The sequence below is a fragment of the Kitasatospora sp. NPDC004240 genome (assembly GCF_053603215.1).
Genome location: NZ_JBSGFD010000043.1, coordinates 1 through 19817, shown reverse-complemented (window position 1 = coordinate 19817; position 19817 = coordinate 1). Strand labels below are relative to the sequence as shown.

General features: G+C 74.0%; 22 protein-coding genes and 1 pseudogene. 8 read left to right on the top strand and 15 right to left on the bottom strand.

Translation table 11 applies throughout. The features are described 5' to 3' along the window. Nucleotides 1-21 precede the first annotated feature (21 nt). From ACWEQL_RS14320 to clpS, 5 genes are all read right to left on the bottom strand, one after another. Nucleotides 22-300: a MoaD/ThiS family protein gene (locus ACWEQL_RS14320; RefSeq protein WP_452150537.1), complete on the bottom strand. Its 279-nt coding sequence runs from the start codon at nucleotides 298-300 to the stop codon at nucleotides 22-24. Nucleotides 301-402: 102 nt separating this feature from the next. Next, complete coding sequence (locus ACWEQL_RS14315) at nucleotides 403-522, bottom strand: putative leader peptide (RefSeq protein ID WP_317621128.1); 120 nt, start codon at nucleotides 520-522, stop codon at nucleotides 403-405. A 149-nt stretch (nucleotides 523-671) separates the two neighbouring features. Further along, nucleotides 672-1103 (bottom strand): Mov34/MPN/PAD-1 family protein, encoded by a 432-nt coding sequence (locus tag ACWEQL_RS14310; protein ID WP_452150536.1) that lies wholly within the window; start codon nucleotides 1101-1103, stop codon nucleotides 672-674. A 162-nt stretch (nucleotides 1104-1265) separates the two neighbouring features. After that, on the bottom strand, nucleotides 1266-1841 hold the full coding sequence (locus ACWEQL_RS14305; protein ID WP_452150535.1) for a DUF2017 domain-containing protein: 576 nt from the start codon (nucleotides 1839-1841) through the stop codon (nucleotides 1266-1268). A 50-nt stretch (nucleotides 1842-1891) separates the two neighbouring features. Beyond that, complete coding sequence (gene clpS, locus ACWEQL_RS14300) at nucleotides 1892-2185, bottom strand: ATP-dependent Clp protease adapter ClpS (RefSeq protein ID WP_452150534.1); 294 nt, start codon at nucleotides 2183-2185, stop codon at nucleotides 1892-1894. 144 nt (nucleotides 2186-2329) lie between these two features. Here clpS and ACWEQL_RS14295 point away from each other — a divergent pair, with 144 nt between their 5' ends. Continuing rightward, a complete protein-coding gene (locus tag ACWEQL_RS14295) occupies nucleotides 2330-3646 on the top strand; it encodes a nicotinate phosphoribosyltransferase (protein ID WP_452150533.1) in 1317 nt (438 codons plus the stop codon). A 217-nt stretch (nucleotides 3647-3863) separates the two neighbouring features. Next, the gene (locus tag ACWEQL_RS14290) at nucleotides 3864-4457 is read left to right on the top strand and encodes an isochorismatase family protein (RefSeq protein WP_452150532.1); all 594 of its coding nucleotides are present in this window, start codon (nucleotides 3864-3866) and stop codon (nucleotides 4455-4457) included. A 96-nt stretch (nucleotides 4458-4553) separates the two neighbouring features. Here ACWEQL_RS14290 and ACWEQL_RS14285 read toward each other — a convergent pair whose 3' ends face one another. Further along, on the bottom strand, nucleotides 4554-5582 hold the full coding sequence (locus ACWEQL_RS14285; RefSeq protein WP_452150531.1) for a hypothetical protein: 1029 nt from the start codon (nucleotides 5580-5582) through the stop codon (nucleotides 4554-4556). Nucleotides 5583-5838: 256 nt separating this feature from the next. Here ACWEQL_RS14285 and ACWEQL_RS14280 point away from each other — a divergent pair, with 256 nt between their 5' ends. Further along, the gene (locus ACWEQL_RS14280; protein WP_452150530.1) at nucleotides 5839-6351 is read left to right on the top strand and encodes a hypothetical protein; all 513 of its coding nucleotides are present in this window, start codon (nucleotides 5839-5841) and stop codon (nucleotides 6349-6351) included. A gap of 247 nt (nucleotides 6352-6598) precedes the next feature. Here ACWEQL_RS14280 and ACWEQL_RS14275 read toward each other — a convergent pair. Continuing rightward, a pseudogene (locus tag ACWEQL_RS14275) lies at nucleotides 6599-7822 on the bottom strand (cation diffusion facilitator family transporter); the annotation flags it as partial. A gap of 270 nt (nucleotides 7823-8092) precedes the next feature. Between ACWEQL_RS14275 and ACWEQL_RS14270 the strand changes: the two are divergent. Beyond that, on the top strand, nucleotides 8093-8536 hold the full coding sequence (locus ACWEQL_RS14270; RefSeq protein ID WP_452150529.1) for a hypothetical protein: 444 nt from the start codon (nucleotides 8093-8095) through the stop codon (nucleotides 8534-8536). Between the two features lie 96 nt (nucleotides 8537-8632). On the opposite strand, the gene ACWEQL_RS14265 is transcribed toward ACWEQL_RS14270, so the two are convergent. Next, a complete protein-coding gene (locus ACWEQL_RS14265) occupies nucleotides 8633-9277 on the bottom strand; it encodes a DinB family protein (protein WP_452150528.1) in 645 nt (214 codons plus the stop codon). A 152-nt stretch (nucleotides 9278-9429) separates the two neighbouring features. Between ACWEQL_RS14265 and ACWEQL_RS14260 the strand changes: the two genes are divergently transcribed. Then, entirely contained in the window at nucleotides 9430-9918 is a 489-nt protein-coding gene (locus ACWEQL_RS14260) for an N-acetyltransferase family protein (RefSeq protein ID WP_452150566.1), read from the top strand. Nucleotides 9919-9931: 13 nt separating this feature from the next. Further along, nucleotides 9932-10492: a GNAT family N-acetyltransferase gene (locus ACWEQL_RS14255; RefSeq protein ID WP_452150527.1), complete on the top strand. Its 561-nt coding sequence runs from the start codon at nucleotides 9932-9934 to the stop codon at nucleotides 10490-10492. Here ACWEQL_RS14255 and ACWEQL_RS14250 read toward each other — a convergent pair. From ACWEQL_RS14250 to ACWEQL_RS14235, 4 genes are all read right to left on the bottom strand, one after another. Further along, on the bottom strand, nucleotides 10486-11622 hold the full coding sequence (locus ACWEQL_RS14250) for a S8 family serine peptidase (RefSeq protein WP_452150526.1): 1137 nt from the start codon (nucleotides 11620-11622) through the stop codon (nucleotides 10486-10488). The two genes, ACWEQL_RS14255 and ACWEQL_RS14250, sit on opposite strands and share 7 nt — an antisense overlap. 209 nt (nucleotides 11623-11831) lie before the next feature. Next, nucleotides 11832-13280, bottom strand: coding sequence for a WXG100 family type VII secretion target (locus tag ACWEQL_RS14245; protein ID WP_452150525.1), 1449 nt, complete (start codon nucleotides 13278-13280; stop codon nucleotides 11832-11834). Between the two features lie 58 nt (nucleotides 13281-13338). Then, nucleotides 13339-13743 carry a hypothetical protein gene (locus ACWEQL_RS14240; protein WP_452150524.1) on the bottom strand — a complete coding sequence of 135 codons (405 nt, stop codon included), beginning with the start codon at nucleotides 13741-13743 and terminating at the stop codon, nucleotides 13339-13341. 243 nt (nucleotides 13744-13986) lie between these two features. Continuing rightward, nucleotides 13987-14691: an endonuclease V gene (locus ACWEQL_RS14235; RefSeq protein ID WP_452150523.1), complete on the bottom strand. Its 705-nt coding sequence runs from the start codon at nucleotides 14689-14691 to the stop codon at nucleotides 13987-13989. A 269-nt stretch (nucleotides 14692-14960) separates the two neighbouring features. Here ACWEQL_RS14235 and ACWEQL_RS14230 point away from each other — a divergent pair, with 269 nt between their 5' ends. After that, the gene (locus ACWEQL_RS14230; RefSeq protein ID WP_452150522.1) at nucleotides 14961-15242 is read left to right on the top strand and encodes a hypothetical protein; all 282 of its coding nucleotides are present in this window, start codon (nucleotides 14961-14963) and stop codon (nucleotides 15240-15242) included. Between the two features lie 52 nt (nucleotides 15243-15294). Here the strand turns inward: ACWEQL_RS14230 and ACWEQL_RS14225 are convergent, their stop codons facing one another. Then, the gene (locus tag ACWEQL_RS14225) at nucleotides 15295-16017 is read right to left on the bottom strand and encodes an RDD family protein (RefSeq protein WP_452150521.1); all 723 of its coding nucleotides are present in this window, start codon (nucleotides 16015-16017) and stop codon (nucleotides 15295-15297) included. A gap of 123 nt (nucleotides 16018-16140) precedes the next feature. After that, the gene (locus ACWEQL_RS14220) at nucleotides 16141-17556 is read right to left on the bottom strand and encodes an RDD family protein (RefSeq protein ID WP_452150520.1); all 1416 of its coding nucleotides are present in this window, start codon (nucleotides 17554-17556) and stop codon (nucleotides 16141-16143) included. 395 nt (nucleotides 17557-17951) lie between these two features. Here ACWEQL_RS14220 and ACWEQL_RS14215 point away from each other — a divergent pair, with 395 nt between their 5' ends. Beyond that, nucleotides 17952-18404, top strand: coding sequence for an SsgA family sporulation/cell division regulator (locus ACWEQL_RS14215; RefSeq protein WP_452150519.1), 453 nt, complete (start codon nucleotides 17952-17954; stop codon nucleotides 18402-18404). A 122-nt stretch (nucleotides 18405-18526) separates the two neighbouring features. Here the strand turns inward: ACWEQL_RS14215 and ACWEQL_RS14210 are convergent. After that, on the bottom strand, nucleotides 18527-19817 hold a 1291-nt coding region (locus ACWEQL_RS14210; protein WP_452150518.1), incomplete at its 5' end, for a glycosyltransferase 87 family protein.

Here is a 19817-nt window from a genome sequence, read left to right as displayed (position 1 = left end):
CGCGGACGGGAGGGCGGGAGGTCAGCGCGCGCCGCCGGCCACGGCGGGCAGGATGGTGACGCTGTCGCCGTCGGCGACGGCCGTGGAGATGCCCTCCAGGAAGCGGACGTCCTCGTCGTTGAGGTAGACGTTGACGAAGCGGCGCAGCTCGCCGCCGTCCAGCAGGCGGGCGGCGATGCCCGGGTGGCGGGCGTCGAGGTCGTTGAAGAGTTCCCCGAGGTTGCTGCCGGAGCCCTCGACGGCCTTGGCGCCGTCGGTGTAGGTGCGGAGGATGGTCGGGATGCGGACCTCGATGGCCATGGGTGCGCTCCTGTGCGAGTCGTGAGGTGGTCGGCCGCGGCGGCGCGGCAGGGCGTGTCGGCCCGGGGCCCGGTCGGCGGGCGGGCCGGTGGTGCGGGCGGCTCAGCGCGAGCGCGCGGGCGTACCGGGACAGATCGCTCCGGCGTGCCGGCACAGGTCGATGTGCAGGCGCGCCACGAGGCGGGTGCCCGGGGCCTGGTTGCTCACATCGACGGAACGCATGGGCTCATCGTATAGATTCCCGGGCCCGCTCCTCCATGCCCGTCTCACGGCTCGGATGTTTCCGTTTCTCCTGTCGAGACCCGGGGCGACGAGAAGGCCCGCCGGCCGTTCGCGGACGGTCGGCGGGCCGGGGCCCAGGTGGGTGCTGGTCAGGCCGTGTAGGCCTCGACTACCTGGACGTCTTCCTCTGTGATCACACCGTCCACGATGCGGAACGAGCGGAACTCGAAGGGGTCCTCCGGGCCGTTGCCCTCGGCGGTGGAGACCAGGACGTAGTGGGCCTCGGGCTCGGACGCGTAGCTGACGTCGGTCCGGGACGGGTAGGCCTCGGTCGCGGTGTGCGAGTGGTAGACGATCACCGGCACCTCGTCCCGGTCGTCCATCTCGCGGTAGAGCTTGAGCAGGTCACCCGAGTCGAACTCGTAGAAGGTGGGCGAGCGGGCGGCGTTGAGCATCGGGATGAACCGCTCGGGCCGGCCGGTGCCCTCCGGTCCGGCGACCACGCCGCAGGCCTCGTCCGGGTGGTCGGCGCGCGCGTGGGCGACGATCGCGTCGCGCAGTTCTCGGGTGATGGTCAGCATGCGGTCAGGATAGCCACGGCGCGGCGGCGGCCCGCGGGGTGTCCGAGGGCCGGTCGCTCACCGTTCGAGGGGCGGCCGGAACGCCTCGGCCCCCGTCCGGATACCGGACGGGGGCCGAGGCGTTCCGCAGGGGCGCCCGAGCGGGGGCGCAGGCGGGGGAGCTCAGGCGGTGATCGCCTCCAGCAGCGACTCCTGGAGGGCGCCCAGCCACAGGTACGCACCGACCAGCGGCTTGCGCTCGTCCTCGTCGGGCAGCCCGTACAGGCCCTCCTCGTCCTCCTCGGTGACCTCCAGTCGGACGCCCAGGGTCAGCCGGAGGTCGTTGAGCGCGCCCAGCCAGCGCCGGCAGTCGGCGCCGTCGAGTTCGAGCTGGCCGCCCTCGCCGCCGAGGCCGTCCAGGGTCTTCACCACGTGCAGGGCGTCCTCGCGCTTGCGGGTGCGCAGGTCCGGCTCGGTGTAGCGGCGGAACTCACCGGCGGCGGCCCGGCTCTCGGCGTCGGCGGGCTTCTCCGGGTCGCCGTACGCGTCGGGGAAGAGCCTGGCGAGCGCCGGGTCGGCGGGCGCCTCGGTGGGCCCCTCGGCGAACAGCGCGGCGAGCGGGTCCTCGTGTTCCGCCCCCGGCCCGGGCCCGATCAGTTCCAGCATCTGCACCTCGAAGGAGCGCAGGATGGATGCCTCGACCTCGTCCAGCGCGATCGCCGCGCTCCCGTCCCCGGCACTCTCGAACAACCCAGCCATCAGTTTCGGTCAGCCCGTCTCGTCGTCTCGGTGGTGTGTGCGGCGCGCGGTCAGTCGTGCTGCAGGGTGGCCCAGAGGCCGTAGCCGTGCATCGCCTGGACGTCACGCTCCATCTCCTCGCGGGAACCGCTGGAGACCACCGCCCGGCCCTTGGTGTGCACCTCCATCATCAGCTTCCGGGCCTTGTCCTTCGGGTAGCCGAAGTAGGCCTGGAAGACGTACTGGACGTAGCTCATCAGGTTGACCGGGTCGTTGTGCACGATGGTCACCCACGGCGTGTCCGGTTCGACCACCGGCAGGCTCTCGACCTCCGGACGTTCGATCTCCACGGGCGCGACACCCACAGGGGACTCCTCCTCGCTGCACACCTGTCCACATGCCTCTTTCAGTCCCCATGCTGCCATCCGGGGGATCCCCGGGCGATTCCGCCCCGGGGCCGCGGAAGAGAAATCGTCACTTTGACGCTAAGTGGTAGTAGCATCATCCTCATGGACGCCACTTCCGTGCCCGCGGCCGCCTCGACCGCGCTGCTCACCGACCGCTACGAGCTCACCATGCTGCAGGCCGCCCTGCGCAGCGGGGCCGCGCACCGCCGTTCCGTCTTCGAGGTGTTCACCCGCCGCCTGCCCGACGGCCGCCGCTACGGCGTGGTGGCCGGCACCGGCCGGGTCCTGGACGCCGTGGAGAACTTCCGCTTCACCAGCGCCCAGCTCGACTGGCTGGCCGGGCAGGGCGTGGTCGAGGAGGACACCCTGCGCTTCCTGGCCGACTACCGCTTCACCGGCGACATCCACGGCTACCCGGAGGGCGAGGTCTACTTCCCCGGCTCGCCGCTGCTCACCGTCGAGGGCACCTTCGCCGAGGCGGTGATCCTGGAGACGGTGATCCTCTCGATCCTCAACTTCGACTCGGCGGTGGCCGCGGCCGCCTCCCGGATGACCGCCGCCGCCGGCGGCCGCCCCTGCATCGAGATGGGCGCCCGCCGCGCCCACGAGCGGGCCGCCGTCGCCGCCGCCCGCGCCGCGTACGTGGCCGGCTTCACCGCCACCTCCGACCTGGAGGCGGGCTTCGTCCACGGCATCCCGACCACCGGCACCGCCGCGCACGCCTTCACCCTGGTGCACGACAGCGAGCGGGACGCCTTCCGGGCGCAGATCGCCTCGATGGGCCGCGGCACCACGCTGCTGGTGGACACCTACGACCTGCGCGAGGCCGTCCGCACCGCCGTCGAGGTGGCCGGTCCGGAGCTCGGCGCCGTCCGCATCGACTCCGGCGACCTGACCCTGCTCGCCCACCGGGTCCGCCGTCAGCTGGACGAGCTGGGCGCCGACCGGACCCGGATCATCGTCACCTCCGACCTCGACGAGTACGCCATCGCCGCGCTCGCCGCCGCCCCGGTGGACGGCTACGGCGTCGGCACCAGCCTGGTCACCGGCAGCGGCCACCCCACCTGCGCGATGGTCTACAAGCTGGTCGCCCGCGAGGAGGACGACGGCGGCCCGCTGGTGCCGGTCGCCAAGCGCTCGGCGGGTGCCAAGAGCAGCGTCGGCGGCCGCAAGTGGGCCGCCCGCCGGCCCGACGCGGACGGCGTCGCCGAGGCCGAGGTGGTCGGCACCGGCCCCCTCCCGGCGGAACTCGCCCCGCACCTGGTGCAGGTGCCGCTGGTGCTGGGCGGCGAGGTGGTCGGCCGCGAACCGCTGGCCGCCGCGCGCGAACGGCACGTCCGGGCGCGCGCCGGGCTGCCGCTGTCGGCGACCCAGCTGTCCAAGGGCGAACCGGTGCTGGCCACCGAGCTGCGGGTCTGACCCGGACGGCGGGCGCGCCGGCCCGTACGGCCGCGTACAGCCCCGTACGGTCGGGCGGGTCCGTCCGGCCGGGGCGGTCACAGCCCTTCCGCCTCCGCGCGCCACTCCCTAGAGTCGGCCGTAGAGTTCCCAGAGAATTCCCAGAGTTCCCAGGAGTGCCCGCCGCCGGGGCGCGCACCGCCGGGGCCGCAGGCCCCCCGACCGAGGATGCGTAGAGATGCACCGGGCACTGATCGTCGTCGACGTGCAGAACGACTTCTGCGAGGGCGGCAGCCTGGCCGTCGCCGGCGGCTCCGAGGTCGCCGCCGCGATCACCGACCTGATCGCCGAGGCCTCCCCCGGCTACCAGCACATCCTCGCCACCCGGGACCACCACATCGACCCGGGCGAGCACTTCTCCGAGCAGCCCGACTACGTCGACAGCTGGCCGGTGCACTGCGTGGCCGGCACCGAGGGCGTGGGCTTCCACCCCAACTTCGCGCCCTCCGTCATCTCGGGGGCCGTCGAGGCGGTGTTCGACAAGGGCGCCTACTCGGCGGCGTACAGCGGGTTCGAGGGACTGGACGAGAACAGCCGCGGGCCGATCGAGTGGCTGCGCGAGCGTCAGGTCGGCGAGGTCGACGTGGTCGGCATCGCCACCGACCACTGCGTGCGGGCCACCGCCCTGGACGCGGCCCGCGCCGGGTTCACCACCCGGGTGCTGCTGGACCTGACCGCCGGGGTCGCACCGGCGACCACCGAGGCCGCGCTGGAGGAACTGCGGGCGGCCGGCGTGGAGCTGGTCGGCACGCCGGTGGTGCGGGCGGCCTGACCGGGGCGGCCTGACCGGGTTCGGGACGAGCGAACAGGGCGGGCCGGGCACGGGCGTGCCGGGGCCGGTACGGAACGGGCCCGTTCCGGCGGCCGGTCACCGTTCGGCGACCAGCAGCTCCACCACGTCGGTGCCGCCCGCCCGGAACGCCTCCCGCAGCTCCTCGCCGACCGCGTCCGGCTCGGCGGCCAGCCGGTCGCCGGACACGTAGACCACCCGCACCCCCAGGTACTCCATGCGGTGCTGGCCGCCGCGCACCCAGGCCTCCTCCCCCTCGCTGACGCAGCGCAGTTCCGAGTCGACCTCCACCGCGACCCCGGCCTGCGGCCAGTAGAGGTCCGGCACCGCGATGTACGTGCCGCCGCGCATCCGCAGCTCCGGGCCGGTCAGCGGGACCGGCAGCAGCCACTCGTCCACCAGCTCGCCCACCCGGTCGAGCACCGACTCCCGTTCGGCGGCGAGGAGTTCGTCCAGGGCTGCCCGGACCCGGACGTCCTCCGCCAGCCCCGACTCGGCCAGCTCGGCGATCAACTCCCGCAGCGTGCAGCGCTGTTCCGGACGGGCCACCGCCTCGCGCAGCACCGCGCGGACCAGCCGCGAACCGGCCTCGGCGCAGTCCGGCACGCCCTCGTCGGCCCACTCGCGCAGCGCGTCCGCGACCGCCCTGGCCACCGGCGCGCAGGCCAGCCCGTGTACCGACCGGGCGACCAACTCCCGTTCGGTGCGCCGGATCCGCACCTCGCCGGCATCCTTCAGCCGGCGCTGGCGGGGCACCAGGACGGCCACCCCGGTGACGGCCGGCAGCCGGGGCACCGCGCTGAAGCCGTACAGCGCGAGCGCGGCCGCACCGGTGATCACCGCACCCTCGCGGCGGCCCTCCTCCCGGCCGTTCTGCGCGGCGTACAGCAGGGCCGCCCACATCCGCTGCTCCGGGGTGGGCTCGCCGGACTGCAGCAGGTACACCCGCGGCAGCAGCCGCTGCCAGGGGCCGCCGCGGCGGCAGTGCTCGCTGATCACCCGGGCCGGCACGCCGCGGGCGCGCAGCTGGCTCGCGGTGATGACGTTCTGCTGACGCTTCGCCAGCTCCTCCAGGGAGGGCGGCGGGGAGGGGATCTGGTAGCTCATGCCGACACCATCCCCAACACCCCGGGCGCGCCATCGGCGGCCTGACGCACTGTTACCCAACCGTCGCGAAACGGGGACCTACCCGTACTAAAGTCCCCATACCCTCACCCATTTGGAGTAATGGGCGATCATACGCTTGTCGCACTCGATCAGATTCGATCGCTGACCAGGAAGTCTGACGGTCGGTGACCACAGGTGTACGGTAAAGGCATACCAGGAGTCACCTCACCACTCCGCATTGCCTACCCTTACCTTCATGTCACGTGACGAGACCGCCGGCCTACGCGCGGCCCAGCTCCGACTCGGCCGACTGCCCGGATACGTCCGCCGGCCGGACCCGGCCCGCCGCACCGGCGAACAGGGCCATACGTACAAAAAGGGCTGGGAGGTCCGGTTCACCGCCCGGAGCGAGGCCGAGATAGCCGAGATCCGCGACCTGGTGGTGGCCGCCGGCTTCGCCCCGGCCCGACCCTTCTTCAAAGGCCATCAACTGATCCAGCCCGTCTACGGGATGGCGGCCGTCCAGGCCTACCTGGCGGCGAGACAGGCGGCCGAGGAACACGCCGAACGGGCCGTCAGAAAGCCCGTCGACGGCCGCAAACACACCACCGCGGGCCGGGCCGGAGCGGTCGGCGCGGCAGCGGGAACGGCGGGCGCCCCGGCGGCCCGGCTGGCCGGGCGGCGCGCCGTGGAGTGCTTCCCGGTCCAGGTCGAGCGCGAGAACGCGGTCGACGACCGGCTCCCCCCGGTGGAGCGCCGGGCTCCCTGAACCCCGGCGGAGCGGGGGTGGGCGGAGGTCACGCGGCCCGCGCGTGACCCTGCCGCGGATGACCGTCGGACACGGCGGGGGCGGACGGCTCACCGGGCCCGGTCCGCGGGGTACGGGCAGCGTTCCCCGGAAGACCTGCGTGCTCGGTGTGGCCGTCGTGACCGGCGTGGCCGGCCCGTTCGGTGCGGCCGGATCGTTCGGCGTGGTCGGATCGTTCGGTGCGGCCGGCCTGTTCGGCGTGACGGGCGTGCTCGGCGTGGCCGACGTGATCAGCGTGATCGGTGCACCCGGCGTGCTCGGTGTGGTCGATGTGCACGGTGGCGGCCAGCAGGCGCGGGACGGCCCCGATCAGCGCCCGCTCCGCCGCCACCGCCACCGTGTGCCCCTGCGCGACCGTGAGTGCGCCGTCCACCACCACCTCGGCCTCGGCCCGCAGCGTGTGGCCGATCCAGCGCATCCGCAGCCCGCCCACCGCGCGCACCCCGTCCACCGCGCGCAGCGCCGCCTCGGCCCGTTCCACCAGCGCCGGGTCGACCGCGTCCATCAGCCGCCGGCCCACCTCGCGCGCCGAGCCGCGCAGCACCAGCAGGATCGCCGCCGTGATCAGCAGCCCGACCACCGGGTCCGCCCAGGGCAGGCCCGCCGCGGCGCCGAGCGCCCCGAGCAGCACCGCGAGCGAGGTCAGCCCGTCGGAGCGGGCGTGCAGCCCGTCCGCGACCAGCGCCGCCGAACCGATCCGCCGACCGGTCCGGATCCGGTAGCGGGCCACCCACTCGTTGCCCAGGCAGCCCACCAGCGCCGCGACCGCGACCGCCCCCAGGTGGTCCACCGGGCGCGGGTGCAGCAGCCGCTCCACCGCGGTGAACCCGGCGAACACCGCCGAGGCCGCCACGGCCAACACGATGGCCACCCCGGCCAGGTCCTCCGCCCGCCCGTAGCCGTAGGTGTAGCGGCGGTCGGCCGCCCGGCGGCCGAGCAGGAAGGCGATGCCCAGCGGGACCGCCGTCAGCGCGTCGGCCAGGTTGTGCACGGTGTCGCCGAGCAGCGCGACCGAGCCGGAGAGCACCACGGTCACGGCCTGCAGCGCCGCGGTCGCGCCGAGCACCACCAGGGACGTCCGGAGCGTGCGCAGGCCCTCGGCCGAGGACTCCAGCGCGGTGTCCACCCGGTCGGCGGCGTCGTGCGAGTGCGGGCGCAGCAGATGGGCGAGCTCATGGCCCCACCGGTGGCGCAGATGGGCGATTCCTTGGCGGAGATGGGCGGGCCGGTGGCGCGGGGAGGCGCGCGGACCGTCGTGAGAGTGCTCGTGCGCGCCCTCGTGCGCATACCCGTGCGCGTCGCCGTGCGGGTGACCGTCCCCATGGTGGTGAGCGGCCTGGTGTGCGCCGTCGTGCGAGTGGGAATCACGGTGCGGGTGGGAATGCTCGTGCGGGTGCGGATGACTGTCGCGGGCGTGGACGTGAGCCTCCATAGGCCCTACGGTGGCACATCAACTGCCTTGCGGCTATTGCCGTTCTACCGCCTCTGACCAGCTGCGACGTGCTCGCAACAACCCCCCGGGTGCCGCTGCGCACCCCTCTCCCACCGACCCCTGGCGCCGGACCCCCGTGGAACCGGACGAGCGGCGGCGCGTTCCGGGCATTCAATCCGATTGGTAACCCAGTGCACCGAGCGCCTACCGTAGAGTGAGCACACGTGATCGACCCCGTCAGCAGCCCATCTCCCGTGGCGAGAAGCAGAGATGACCAACCGTCATGACAGCACCGCCGAGCCGCCCCCGAGGCCCGGCGAACCGCCCGACGTACCGCTGGAGTTCGCGGCGTTCTGCGAGCTGCACCGACCCCGGTACCTGAGCTACGCCCGGGTCTGGCTGCCCGACCAGAGCGACGCCTCCGGCGCCGTGCAACAGGCCTTCGCCGAGATCGCCGTCCACTGGCGCGAATTGCTCGGCAGCTCCAACCCGACCGCGAACGCCTGGCAGATCCTGCGCGGCGCGGTCGGCGAGTACGCCCTGCGCTGCGGCGACCGCGCACGCGACCACCACGCCGCCGACGACGACCTGGCGATCCTGCACTACGTCGTCGGGCTCGCCGCCCCCGAGATCGCCGACGTGATCGGCACCGACACCGCCAGCGTGGCCGGCCGACTGCGCCGCACCATGCTGCGCGAGGCCTCCGGCTGGTGACCCCCGCCGAGCGCCGCGCGCCCCGCCACCGCAGACCCCGTCATCGCAGACCCCGGGCGCGGGGCCGGCACCGCCGGACCGCGCCCCGCGGCCCCCTCAGACCTCCCGCGCCCCGGCCGCGTCGACCCGCTCGCCCGTCACGTCGTACAGGTGGTGGACCGGGTCGTGGATCAGGTAGCGCGAGAACGACTCGACCGTGAAGCGCGCGCCGTCACTCCGTCGTCCGGTCCGCGCCCACTGGTCGCCCGCGACCCGCGCGAAGGCGTCCGCCAGGACCGCGGCACCGTCGGCCAGGTCGAGCGCCACCGCCTTCGGGTCCTGCTCGCCGTAGCGGGCGGTGACCGCGGTCTCGTCCTGGTCCCAGTTGGGGAACAGCGGGTCGTCCCGGTCGAGCATCAGGTCCAGCCGGACGTGGAACAGCCGGAAGACGTCCCGGACGTGGCACGCGTACTCCAGGTCCGACCACACGTCCGGGCGGGGCCGGCGGCGCAGCGCCCCGTCCTCGCCCTCCAGCAGGGCCGCCCAGACCGCGGTGTTGGCACGGATCAGGCCGGGCACGTCCTCGGGGGCCACGGCCGGGGTGTCCAGACCGCAGTCCGGGCAGGGACGTTCCAGCACCCAGGTCCAGTCCTTGGTGTCCGGGGTGATCCCGTCCTCGGGAGCGGTCGCGGGGGTGGCCCCGGCGGCGTTCGCGGGAGCGGTCGGGTCGGCGGCGGGAGCGGTGCTGTCGGGAGTGGTCATGTGCCCAGCATGGCCGCCGCCCCGGCCCCGCCACCAGCGGCGTAACCGCCAGCGGACGCCCAGATGCTGCCACGCCCGTCGGGAGCCGCCACGGATCGTGCACGGCGAAAACCGCTGGTCCGGACGGGACGGTCCGGGAGATGCTGGACACCATGCTCATCCGCGAAGCGACCCCCGACGACTGGCCGGCGATCTGGCCGTTCCTCCACGACATCGTCGCCGCCGGCGACACCTTCACCTGGGACCGCGACATCAACGAGGCCGACGCCCGCGCGATGTGGCTCAAGGAGGCACCCGGGCGCACCTTCGTCGCCGTCGACGAGCGGGGCACCGTCCTCGGCACCGCCGAGATCCACCGCAACCAGCACGGCGGCGGCTCCCACGTCGCCAACGCCGGTTTCATGGTCGACCCCCGCCACTCCGGCCGCGGCGTCGCCCGCGCGCTCTGCGCCCACGTCCTCGACCAGGCCCGCGCCGACGGCTACCGGGCCATGCAGTTCAACGCCGTGGTGGAGACCAATCACCGGGCCGTGGCCCTGTGGCGGTCGCTCGGCTTCGAGATCCTCACCACCGTCCCGGAGGCCTTCCACCACCCCGACAAGGGCTACGTGGGCCTGCACGTCATGTACCAGAAGCTCTGAGAAGGCCACCACCGTGATCGACGAGGCCGCGCTGGCCCGGAAGCCCACCCTGATCGGTCCCACCGTCCGCCTGGTGCCCCTGGAGGCCCGCCACGCCGACGCGATGTGGCGGACCCTCGGCGACCCCGGGACCAACCGCCTGACCGGCACCCGCCGGGACTTCACCCGGGACGAGATCCGCGACTGGTGCGCGAGCCGCCCCGAGCAGCCCGACCGCCTCGACCTCGCCGTGGAGGACCCCGCCACCGGCCGCTTCCTCGGCGAGGCCGTCCTCAACGAGCTCGACCGGGACAACGGCTGCGCCGAGTTCCGGATCGCCCTCGGCCCCGACAGCACCGGCCGCGGCATCGGCACCGAGGCCACCCGGCTACTGCTCCGGTACGCCTTCGAGGAGGTCCGCCTCCACCGCGTCTCGCTGGAGGTCTACTCCTACAACCCGCGCGCCGCCCGGGCGTACGAGAAGGCCGGCTTCGTCCACGAGGGCCGCGCCCGCCAGGCCCACCTCTGGGACGGCGAGCGGTACGACGTCCTGCACATGGCCGCCCTGCGTGACGAGTGGCACCACGCTCAGTGATACGGCGGGCCCTGCGGCGGCGGGGCGTAGCCGTACACCGGCGCCGGGGGCACCTCCGCCCGCCGGCGCCGACGCCGGCGCAGCACCACCAGGATCACCACCAGCACCACGAGCACCAGCCCGACCAGCGCCGCCATCCCGTACAGCGTGTACGTGATCCCCCGGTTCTCCCCGGTCGCCGCCCCCGGCGCCGGCGGATACCCGCTCGCCCCGTCCCCGGGCTCGGCGGTGGGCTCACTCGCCGGCGGCGGCCCCTGCGACTCGGCGCGCGCCACCAGCGGGTTCTCCCGCGGACCGTTGTCCACGGCGGGATTGGCCTCCAACGCCTTCGCGGGCGCGAGGATCCCGTACCCGTACCGGTTGTTGGGCACCGACGACGCGTCCGGCGGAGGCGTGGCGCTCTTGATCATCCGGTTGATGACCTGCCCGGCGGAGAGGCTGGGGTACTTCGCCCGAATGAGGGCGGCGGTCGCGGAGACGTGCGCCGCGGCCCCGGAGGTACCCTTTCCCACCCCGTAGCTGGTGTTGGACTTCCCCGATGCGGTGTATATCCCGACACCGGGTGCTGCGATCGTCGTCTCGGGGCCGGCCGTCGACTTCTCCCACATGAATCCCTCGGAGTCGACCGCTCCCACCGCCACGACGCCGGGAAAGGCCGCCGGGTACTCGACCGGGGCCGACTGGACTCCCCCGCCGTTGCCGGTGGACGCGACCAGCACGACATCCTTGGACACGGCGTAGCTGATGGCAGCCCGCGCCTGCGAGTCGAGCCGCGAATAGCCACCGATCGACATGCTGATGACCTTGGCCCCATGGTCGACCGCGAAGCGGATGGCCTGTCCGATGTCCGAACTCTGCTGCGCCGGGGCATCCTCGCTCCAGTTGAGCCTGATGGGGAGAATCTTCGCCTTGGGTGCAAGACCCATCACGCCGGAGTCGGCACCGGGGCCGTGTCCATGCCCGGCGATCAGGCTCGCCATCCCGGTGCCGTGGCCATCGGTGTCGACCCTGCCATCGGTCTTCTCACCGCTGAAGTCCGCGCCGGGCACGACCTGGCCCACCAGATCCTGATGGTTCGGGTTGACGCCGCTGTCCACGACCGCGACGACAACACCGTCTCCTTGGCTCACCGGCCAAACCAGGCTCTTGGCCTCGTACTTCTGCAGCGCCCACTGTGAGTCCCGGACCTGATCCGCAGCCGCGGGTGTGGACGCACTCGCCCACAACAGGCTCCCGGCAGCAACGACGGCCGCTCCCCTCACCCATCGGCTGCTCGTCAAGCCAGGTCACCTCACTCAGCGAAGCGGTCAGTTTCGGCCGGTCCTCCCACGACCGAAGGTCATTCCACCACGTTCGGGTTCCTCGGTTTGTCCGACGCCCACGTCTCCTCGTCCTCGACCAGGTAGTCGGGGCGCTTGCCGCCGTTCTCCTCGTCCTTCTTCCGGCGTTGGGCGTTGGCGATCGGCATCCCGGGAGCCATCCCGCTCATACCGGCGGTGGCACCCATCTCGCTCTTGATCCGGCCACGAGCGCCCAGGCCGGAGCCGCCCTCGGTGAACGCCGCCCGCTTCCCACTGGATCCGGCAGGTGCGTGCTCACTCCCGCCGACGACACTTCCGGACCGGCGACCTGTGTCGGCTACGGCCTTGCCACCGCGGGCGGCGCCGCCGACGGGACCGAGGCCGCCGCCCTGGATCCCACCCGTGCCGAACGCGTTCCCCGCACGGGTGCCCGCAGGCCCTGAGATCGGGTTGGTGCCACCTGCCGGTGCCTTGCCCGTCGGGCCGCCGGTCTTGGGCTGGCTGCCACCCGGGGGCTTCTCGGAGGAACCACCGCCGTTGAAGGGCTTGTTGCCGTAGCCGCTTCCCTGACCCCCGGGAGGGGTGCCGGGCTGGTTGGGGTTGGTCCCCGTCCCCGGACCTGTGGTGGTCGGCGTCGTCGTGGTGTTGTTCGAGGTGGAGGGCAGGGTGTGGTTCGCGCTGTCGAGCCCCGTCCCCGGTCCGACGTTGGCGGTGGACGGGGGCTTCGGGATCGTCTGAGCGGTGCCGCCCTTGATTCCGGCGTCAGTGGGCGGGGGCGGCGGAGCGGGCGCACGCTTGGGCGCCGTGGGCGTGATCGACTTCGGTGCCGACGGCGCCGGGTTCCCGGACCTCCTCTGCTGTGTGCTGCCGGTCAACGGACCGCTACCGGCCATCAGGGCACCGATGGCCGCCGAGCCGGAGTCCGGCTGCTCCTGGAACTCGTCGTTGCGGCCGCCCTTGCCTGGCGGCGGCGGGGGAGCCGGGGGGACCGGCTTCAGGATCGGGGCCGCGGTGCGGTACTTGAGGGCCAGCGTCTGCATGACGGCGATGGCTTCCGCGCGCTTCTGGTCGGCGACCGGGGTCTTGGTGTCCTCGTCGTCGCCGCCGAACGCGGAGGAGAGGGTGTCGCCGACGCCGTCCTTGAGCTTGTCCCAGTTGCCCGGTTCCTCGGGCATCTCGCGCTTGGCCTGGTCGATGGCCTCGGCCATGGACTTGAGGGTGTTGGCGGCGTCGTTGGCGTAGGACGCGGCGTTGTTGATGGTGTTGGCGAGGTGGAGCATCCGGCTGTGGAAGGCGTCGCTGGTGACGCCCTCCCAGCTGACGGCCGCGTCGGTGCTGGCCCGGGTGAGGGTGGCGCGGATGGCCTTGAGGGTGGTGGCGGCACGGCGCCAGGGGTCTCCGGCGGCCATGACCTCACCGGAGTTGAGGGCCTGCACCATCTTGCGGAGGTCGCCGTGGCTGTACTGGTGGAAGTCGGTGTAGCTCATCGGCGTTCTCCCCACCCCGCTGCGGTCCCGGCGGCCCCGGCGGTACGAGCGGTCGCGGTCACCACGTGTTCTTCCCGTCGGCGTGCCGGGCCGGGGCGACGGTCCGGGTGTAGGCGGCGGCACTGGTGGCGGAGGGGTTGGCCACGGACCAGCCGTCCTCGCCGAGCTTGACCTTCAGCTTCTGCGAGGTGTTGTGCTCGTGTTCCTCGTAGTTGGTGGCGGTGAGTTCGGCCTTGCGCTGGGCGTCGTCGACGGCCTGCTGGAGCTGGTTGAGGACGTCGCGCAGGCTGTCGCGCATGACCTGGTAGCGGTTGTGGATGTCGACGGCCTCGGCGAAGGTGCCGAAGGCGGTCTTGCCGACGCCGCTCTGGCCGTGCAGTTTGCTGCCGTCCGCCTGGTTCTGGAACTCCGCCAGCAGGCCGCGCACCTGGGCGGCGAACGCCCGTAGCTGCTCGACCTCCACGCGGTAACCGGCGGCTCCTCCGCCGGTCGAACCCGTGCCCGTACCCACTCCCGGTGCCTCCCCCGTGCCCGTAGCCGTGTGTCCCGGCCGCGCGTGCCGGGTCCCGGAAGGACATGTCTAACACATGCTCCGGTCAACCAGAATGCCGCCCGCGCCGCGCGCCGCGGGCCCCGGGCAGGGCCGACGGGCGCGGAACCGCCGGGTAACTGCCGGTTCTTCAGTCCCTGAGAACGGCTCAACCGCTCAACCGGTCCGCTCCCCCGCCCCGCCCGTCCGCGCGGCGAGCGCCCGTCGGCAGAGGGAGTCGGCGTGCCGGGTGGTCTCGGGGAGGCGGTAGCGCGGGGCGAGGGCGAGGACGGTGTCGACGGCCTCGGTGAGCCCGATGCGGTGGCCGACGGAGACGAAGACGGGCTTGACGCCGGGCCGGGTGCGGACGGCGCGGCCGACCTCCTCCCCGGTGGCGGTGTCGACGAGCGGGGTCCAGGCGCCGCGCTCGGCTCCCGGTTCGCGGTGGTCGAAGGTGAACGGGGTCTTGGCGACGCCGAGGGTGCGCAGGCCGGTGAGGACGCCGAGGTGGCTGGCCAGTCCGAGCCTGCGGGGGTGGGCGAGTCCGTAGCCGTCGCAGACGACCAGGTCGGGGGTGCGGCCGAGGGCGGCCAGTGCGTCGAGGACGGCGGGGAGTTCGCGGAAGGCGAGGAGCCCGGGGACGTACGGGAAGGCGATCCGGCCGACGGCGGTGGCCTCCTCGACGACGGTCAGGCCGTCGCGTTCGAGCAGGACGGCGGCGGCGACCACGAGGTCCCGTTCGTCGTCGTACGCGACGTCGACCCCGGCGATCAGCCCGTCGGCGGGGGCCGCCCCGCCGTACGGGAGGACGAGCGGGCGCAGCCGCTCCTGTTCGGCGAGGGCCTCGGCCTCGGTGGTCGGCCAGTCGGCGGGAATGGGCATGCTCGGTCCCCCTGGAGTGCCCGGGTGCGGGCGGTGCGGATGCGCGGGTGCCGGCGGGGGGCGGACCCGGGCCGGCGGTGCTCACCGTACCGACCGGGGCGGACGACCCGTGGGTGAGCCCGTGCGCCCCCCGTGCCCCGGATCCGGCGGGTTAGCCTGGACTTACCCAACTCCCCTGCCGGGTAGGACTCCTGTACGGACCCACCGGTCCCGGCCGGCCCCCGCACCGACCCGGCCCGACGAACCCGACGCGTGAAGGACCGACCGCCATGACGCGCCCCACCGCCGCCCAGCTCTGCACCGGCACCCTCACCGTCGTCGCCGCCGTGGTGGCGCTGCTGGCCGTCTCGGGCGCCACGGGCGTCCTGCAGGTGGCCGTCCTGGTGGCGTTCGCGCTCGCACTCGGGACGCTGGCGACGCTGCTGTCGATGTCCGTCACCGCCCGTTCCGCCGCGCCGGGTCACCGCCCCGGGCCGGCCGCCGGTGCCTCCGGGGGGCCCGGTACCGCGGGTGCCTCCGGGGCGGCGCGCGAGTACGCCCGGCAGCACTGACGCGCCACCGGGCGGTACCGTCCGCGCGGGCCCCGGCCCCGGCACCCGGAGCTCAGGCCGTGGAGACCACCACCGTCTTGGCCGCCTTGTCGTGGACGCACTGGCGGTAAGGCTTGTCGAAGACCCCGAACAGCCCGTCGATCAACCACCAGAGGCCGGCGCAGCAGACCACGGCGGGCAGGATGAAGACCGCCGACCTGGTCCAGGAGGCGGCCGGGGTCGGGGTGCTGCCGTCGATGAGCATGGCGACGCGGACCTTCATGGCCTTCTTGCCGAGGGTCTGGCCGTCGCGGCTGACCATCACGCCCTCGTAGATCAGCCAGATCGCGCAGGCCAGCCAGAAGGAACCGGCCGAACCCGAGCGGTCGGTGAGGCTGGCGAACGGCAGCACGATGAGGATCGCGACGACCTGCACCAGCAGGTAGTCGATCAGCCGGGCCAGGATGCGGTTGGGCCAGCTGCCGAGCGGCGGCATCCCGGGCACCGGTCCGGGGCCCGCCTGCCCGTGACCGGGCTGGCCGTAACCCGGCGGCGGCTGGTCGTACGGGGACTGGCCGTAGGGGTTCTGCCCGTACGGGGAGCCGCCGGGGGCGCCGCCGTACTCTCCGCCGTAGGCGCCCGGCCGGTCGGACGGGCCGCCGGGCGGCGGCTGGTTGCCGTACGGGTCGGACGGCGTACCTTCCGGAGTGCCGCCGCCCTGCCGCGGGGGCTGCTTGTCGAAGGAGGGCGTGCCGCCCCCCTCCGGCTCGGGGCCTGAGGGGTCGTGGGTACTCATGACCCGAGTAGAACATCAGGGATTGTTCGAGCTTGGGATATTCAGTCCGTTTTGCCCGGCTCGCCCTGGGGCGCCGACGCTGCGGCCGGTCTGCGCCGTGGCCGGTCGGCACGGCGGACGGGCTCAGCCCCGGACCACCCGGGTGCCGGCCGCCCGGTCCTGCCAGCCGCGCCGGGCCGAACGGTCGAACAGCGGCCAGCAGACGCCGATCAGCAGCAGCACCCCGGCCTGTCTGACGAGCCATCGCAGCAGCGAGCGGCGCAGGCCGATCGGACCGGGCCCGAGCGAGGTGCGGGTGTCCACCACCCGGATGCCCACCAGGCGCTTGCCGAAGGTCTGGCCGGTGCGGGCGGTCGGCAGGACCTCGTACAGCACGCCGACGAACACCAGGATCCCCAGCAGCACCGCGACCTTTCCCAGCACCACCCCGTCGACCAGCCACACCTGCACCTGGTGCCGGCTGAGGGTGCTGGCCATCCGTGCCTGGGCGAGCTTCTGCTCGACGTGGGCGGCGGCCGAGTTGCCGAGCGGCAGACCGGCCGCGACCGCGACCACGACCAGCACGGCGGTGTCCACCACCCGGGCCGCGAGCCGGCGCACGGGCCCGGCGGGCGGCAGCGCCGCGGGCCGTCGCCGACGCGCGGCCGGTCGCGGCCGGGCCGGGGCGGAGGCCGAGGCAGGCGCAGAGGCCGAGGCAGAGGCAGGGGCAGAGGCGGAGGCGGAGGCAGGGGCAGAGGCGGAGGCAGGGGCAGAGGCGGAGGCGGAGGCGGAGGAAGGAGCGGGGATGGTCACCTGGACGGCTTCCCGCGTCGGCGCGGCCCGTACGGCGACAGGCGCGGGCGCGGGCACGGACGCGGGTACGGGCTCCGCGACCGGCTCGGGCTCCCGCACCTCGGCGGCCCCGACCGACCCGCCCTGGGCGGCGACATCGTCCGGAGCCGCGGAACCGGCCACGATCCCGACGGGCTCCACCGCCGTCTCCCCCGGGGCCGGCTGCACGCCCCAGGAGATCGGCCGCGAGGCCCCGCCCGGCTCCAGCAGCCCCCGCTGCTCCCGCGGGTCCGCCTGCCAGCCGGTCGCCCCGGTCGCCCCGGGAGCCTGCCGGGCCTCCTCGGCGGCGGCGCCGGCCCGGAGCTCCAGCCCGAGCTCCAGCTCCCGCTCGACGTGCGGCGCGAGGGTGAACGAGGCCCCGCCCGTGGTCTGGTCGAAGTACACCGGCCCGGTGTCCCCCGGCCCGGGCCCCGACGCCTGCTCGACCCCCGCGCCCGCCCCCTCTCCCGGCTCCGGCCCCGTCGCGGACTCCCCGGCCGGGGCGGCCGGCGGCGGTACGTACCGGGCACCGACCGGCGGGCGGTGGCGGGCCGCGAAGCGCGGCGGCTCCAGCACCTCGCCCTCGGCGGGGGCGGGCCGGCTGGTGCCGGGCACCCAGGAGGCGCCGCCCCAGTAGCGGACGAAACCGGGGACGGAGGGGTCGGGGTAGTAGCCCGGCGTGGGGCCTACGGCCGTGTCCGCGCCACCACCGTAAGGCCGGTCCGTCATGGGGGTCTTCTTTCCTGGCAGGGCCGATGCGGCGCGCCCGACGTGCGGATTCGCCGTCGGCGCGCAGGGCGCCGCCGATGGGCGGACAGTCGCGGGGCAGTCACAAAGGGTAGTACTTCGGCGGCGTTCTGGTTGGAAGTTGGCCATTCACCGGACAGCGCAGGTCCATTCGGGGTACTACCGGACCCCGGCCCGCGCCGGGCGCCCGCCGCCGCCCCTCCCCCACCCCCCGGCGCGCGGACCCGCTCACGCGCCGGCCGACCCGCGTTCACCACTCCTCACCGAGCCCCGCAAAGAAATCGCGAAAACCTGTGTAAGGGCCCGCGTGGGCCGCGCTCTCAAAGGTGGAAGGGCCCGGAAACGGGCATGAACCCAAGGCAGAGAGGAAGCCGATCATGGAGCGCATGGAGCGCCCGGCGGGCGTCGTCGAGCACGAACTGGAGCTCAACCTGGTGCTCTCCCCCGAGCACAGCGTGCCCGTCCCGGCCCGGCTGTCGTACGGCAGCCACGACCCGTACGCGGTCCACATGACCTTCCACCTGGACACCGGTTCGCCGGTGACCTGGGTGTTCGCCCGGGAGCTGCTGGTGGAGGGGACCTTCCGGCCGTGCGGCCAGGGGGACGTGCGGATCTGGCCGACGCTGCCCCGCTCCTCGGCCGGGGGCGCCTCCACGGGACGGCGCAGCGTGCTCTGCCTGGCGCTGAGCTCCCCGGCCGGTGACGCGCTGCTGGAGGCGCCGCTGCCGGCGGTGGCGGCGTGGCTGGAGCGGGCGCACCGGCTGGTCCCGCCCGGCAGCGAGCTGGCCGCGCTCGACCTGGACGGCTCGCTCGCCGAGCTGCTGGCGTGACGCGCCGGGTCGCCGACGTGACGCACCGGGCCACCGACGTGACGCATCGAGCCCCGAGCCTGGCGGTCCGCGACCGCGGACGGGACGGCACCGGCCGCACCACCGCCCCGGCGCGGACGGGCTCAGCGGGCCGCGGGGGCCTGCTGACGGTCGTGCGCGGGGCCGGGCCGGTCGCCCGAGCGCTGGCCGGGCACCCGTAGCAGCGGGGCACCGGCGGCCAGCCTGCGCGCCCTTATGCGCAGCGCCGCGACGAGCAGGAAGCAGATCCCGACCAGCGGGTAGACGGCGGCCGGGATCTGGCTGAGCGGGCCGAGGTGCAGGTCGAGGTCGCCCTTGTGCGGGACCACCCACATCGCGAAGGAGAAGTAGCCGAGCAGCGTCGCCCCGAACACCGCCCGCCAGCGCAGCCGCCGGACGGTCGCCGGACGGGCGTGCTCGGTCGCGGCCTCGCAGGCGAGCAGGACGAGCACCGGGACGCACCAGACCCAGTGGTGGGTCCAGCTGATCGGGGAGATCAGGACGGCGGTGACGGCCGCGCAGCAGACCCCCCACGCCTCGGAGCGCGGCAGCCAGCGGGCGCTGTTGGCGGCCCAGGCGGCGACGGCGAGGCCGCCCACGGCGACCAGGGCGCCGGCCGCGGTGGCGAGCAGCCCGGGCTCGGGGGTGTGCAGCAGCCGGGCGACGGCGCCGCGTACGGACTGGTTGTCGACGATCTCCGTCTTGCCGACCCGGGAGGAGTCGTAGAGGTACTTGGTCCAGAAGCCCCAGGTGGCGTCCGGCAGGACCAGCGCGCCGAGGAGGAAGGTGGCGAGGAAGGTGAAGCCGGCCACGAAGGCGGCCCGGATCCGGCCGGTGATCAGCAGGTAGACGGCGAACAGGCCGGGGGTGAGCTTGATCCCGGCGGCGATGCCGATGGCCACGCCCTTGCTGCGCCGCCCGTCCGGGCGGGTGAGGTCCCAGAGGATCAGGCAGGCCAGGGCGAGGTTGATCTGGCCGTACCGCAGCGTGGTGAAGACGGGTTCGAGCCAGACGCCGAGGCCGGCGATCAGGAGCACGCCGACCGGGCGCAGCTCGCGGCGCGGCCAGCCGACGAGTTTGAACGACAGGTGGGCGAGCAGTCCGAGCAGCCCGATGTTGCCGAGCGTGATCGCCACCCGCAGGAAGCCGATGCCGAACCAGGTGGTCGGCACGAACAGCATCGCGGCGAACGGCGGGTAGGTGGCCGGCAGGTTCCACTCGGTGACCCGCAGGCCGTAGAGGTCGCCGCCGTCGGCGACGGCCGCGCCCTCCGCACGGTAGACGATCATGTCGACCATCGAGGTGCCGACGAAGTGCCGCACGACGGCGTAGATCAGCAGCGACACGAGCGCCACGGCCGCGGCGGCCAGCAGCGGTCGGCGCGGGGCCTCGCGC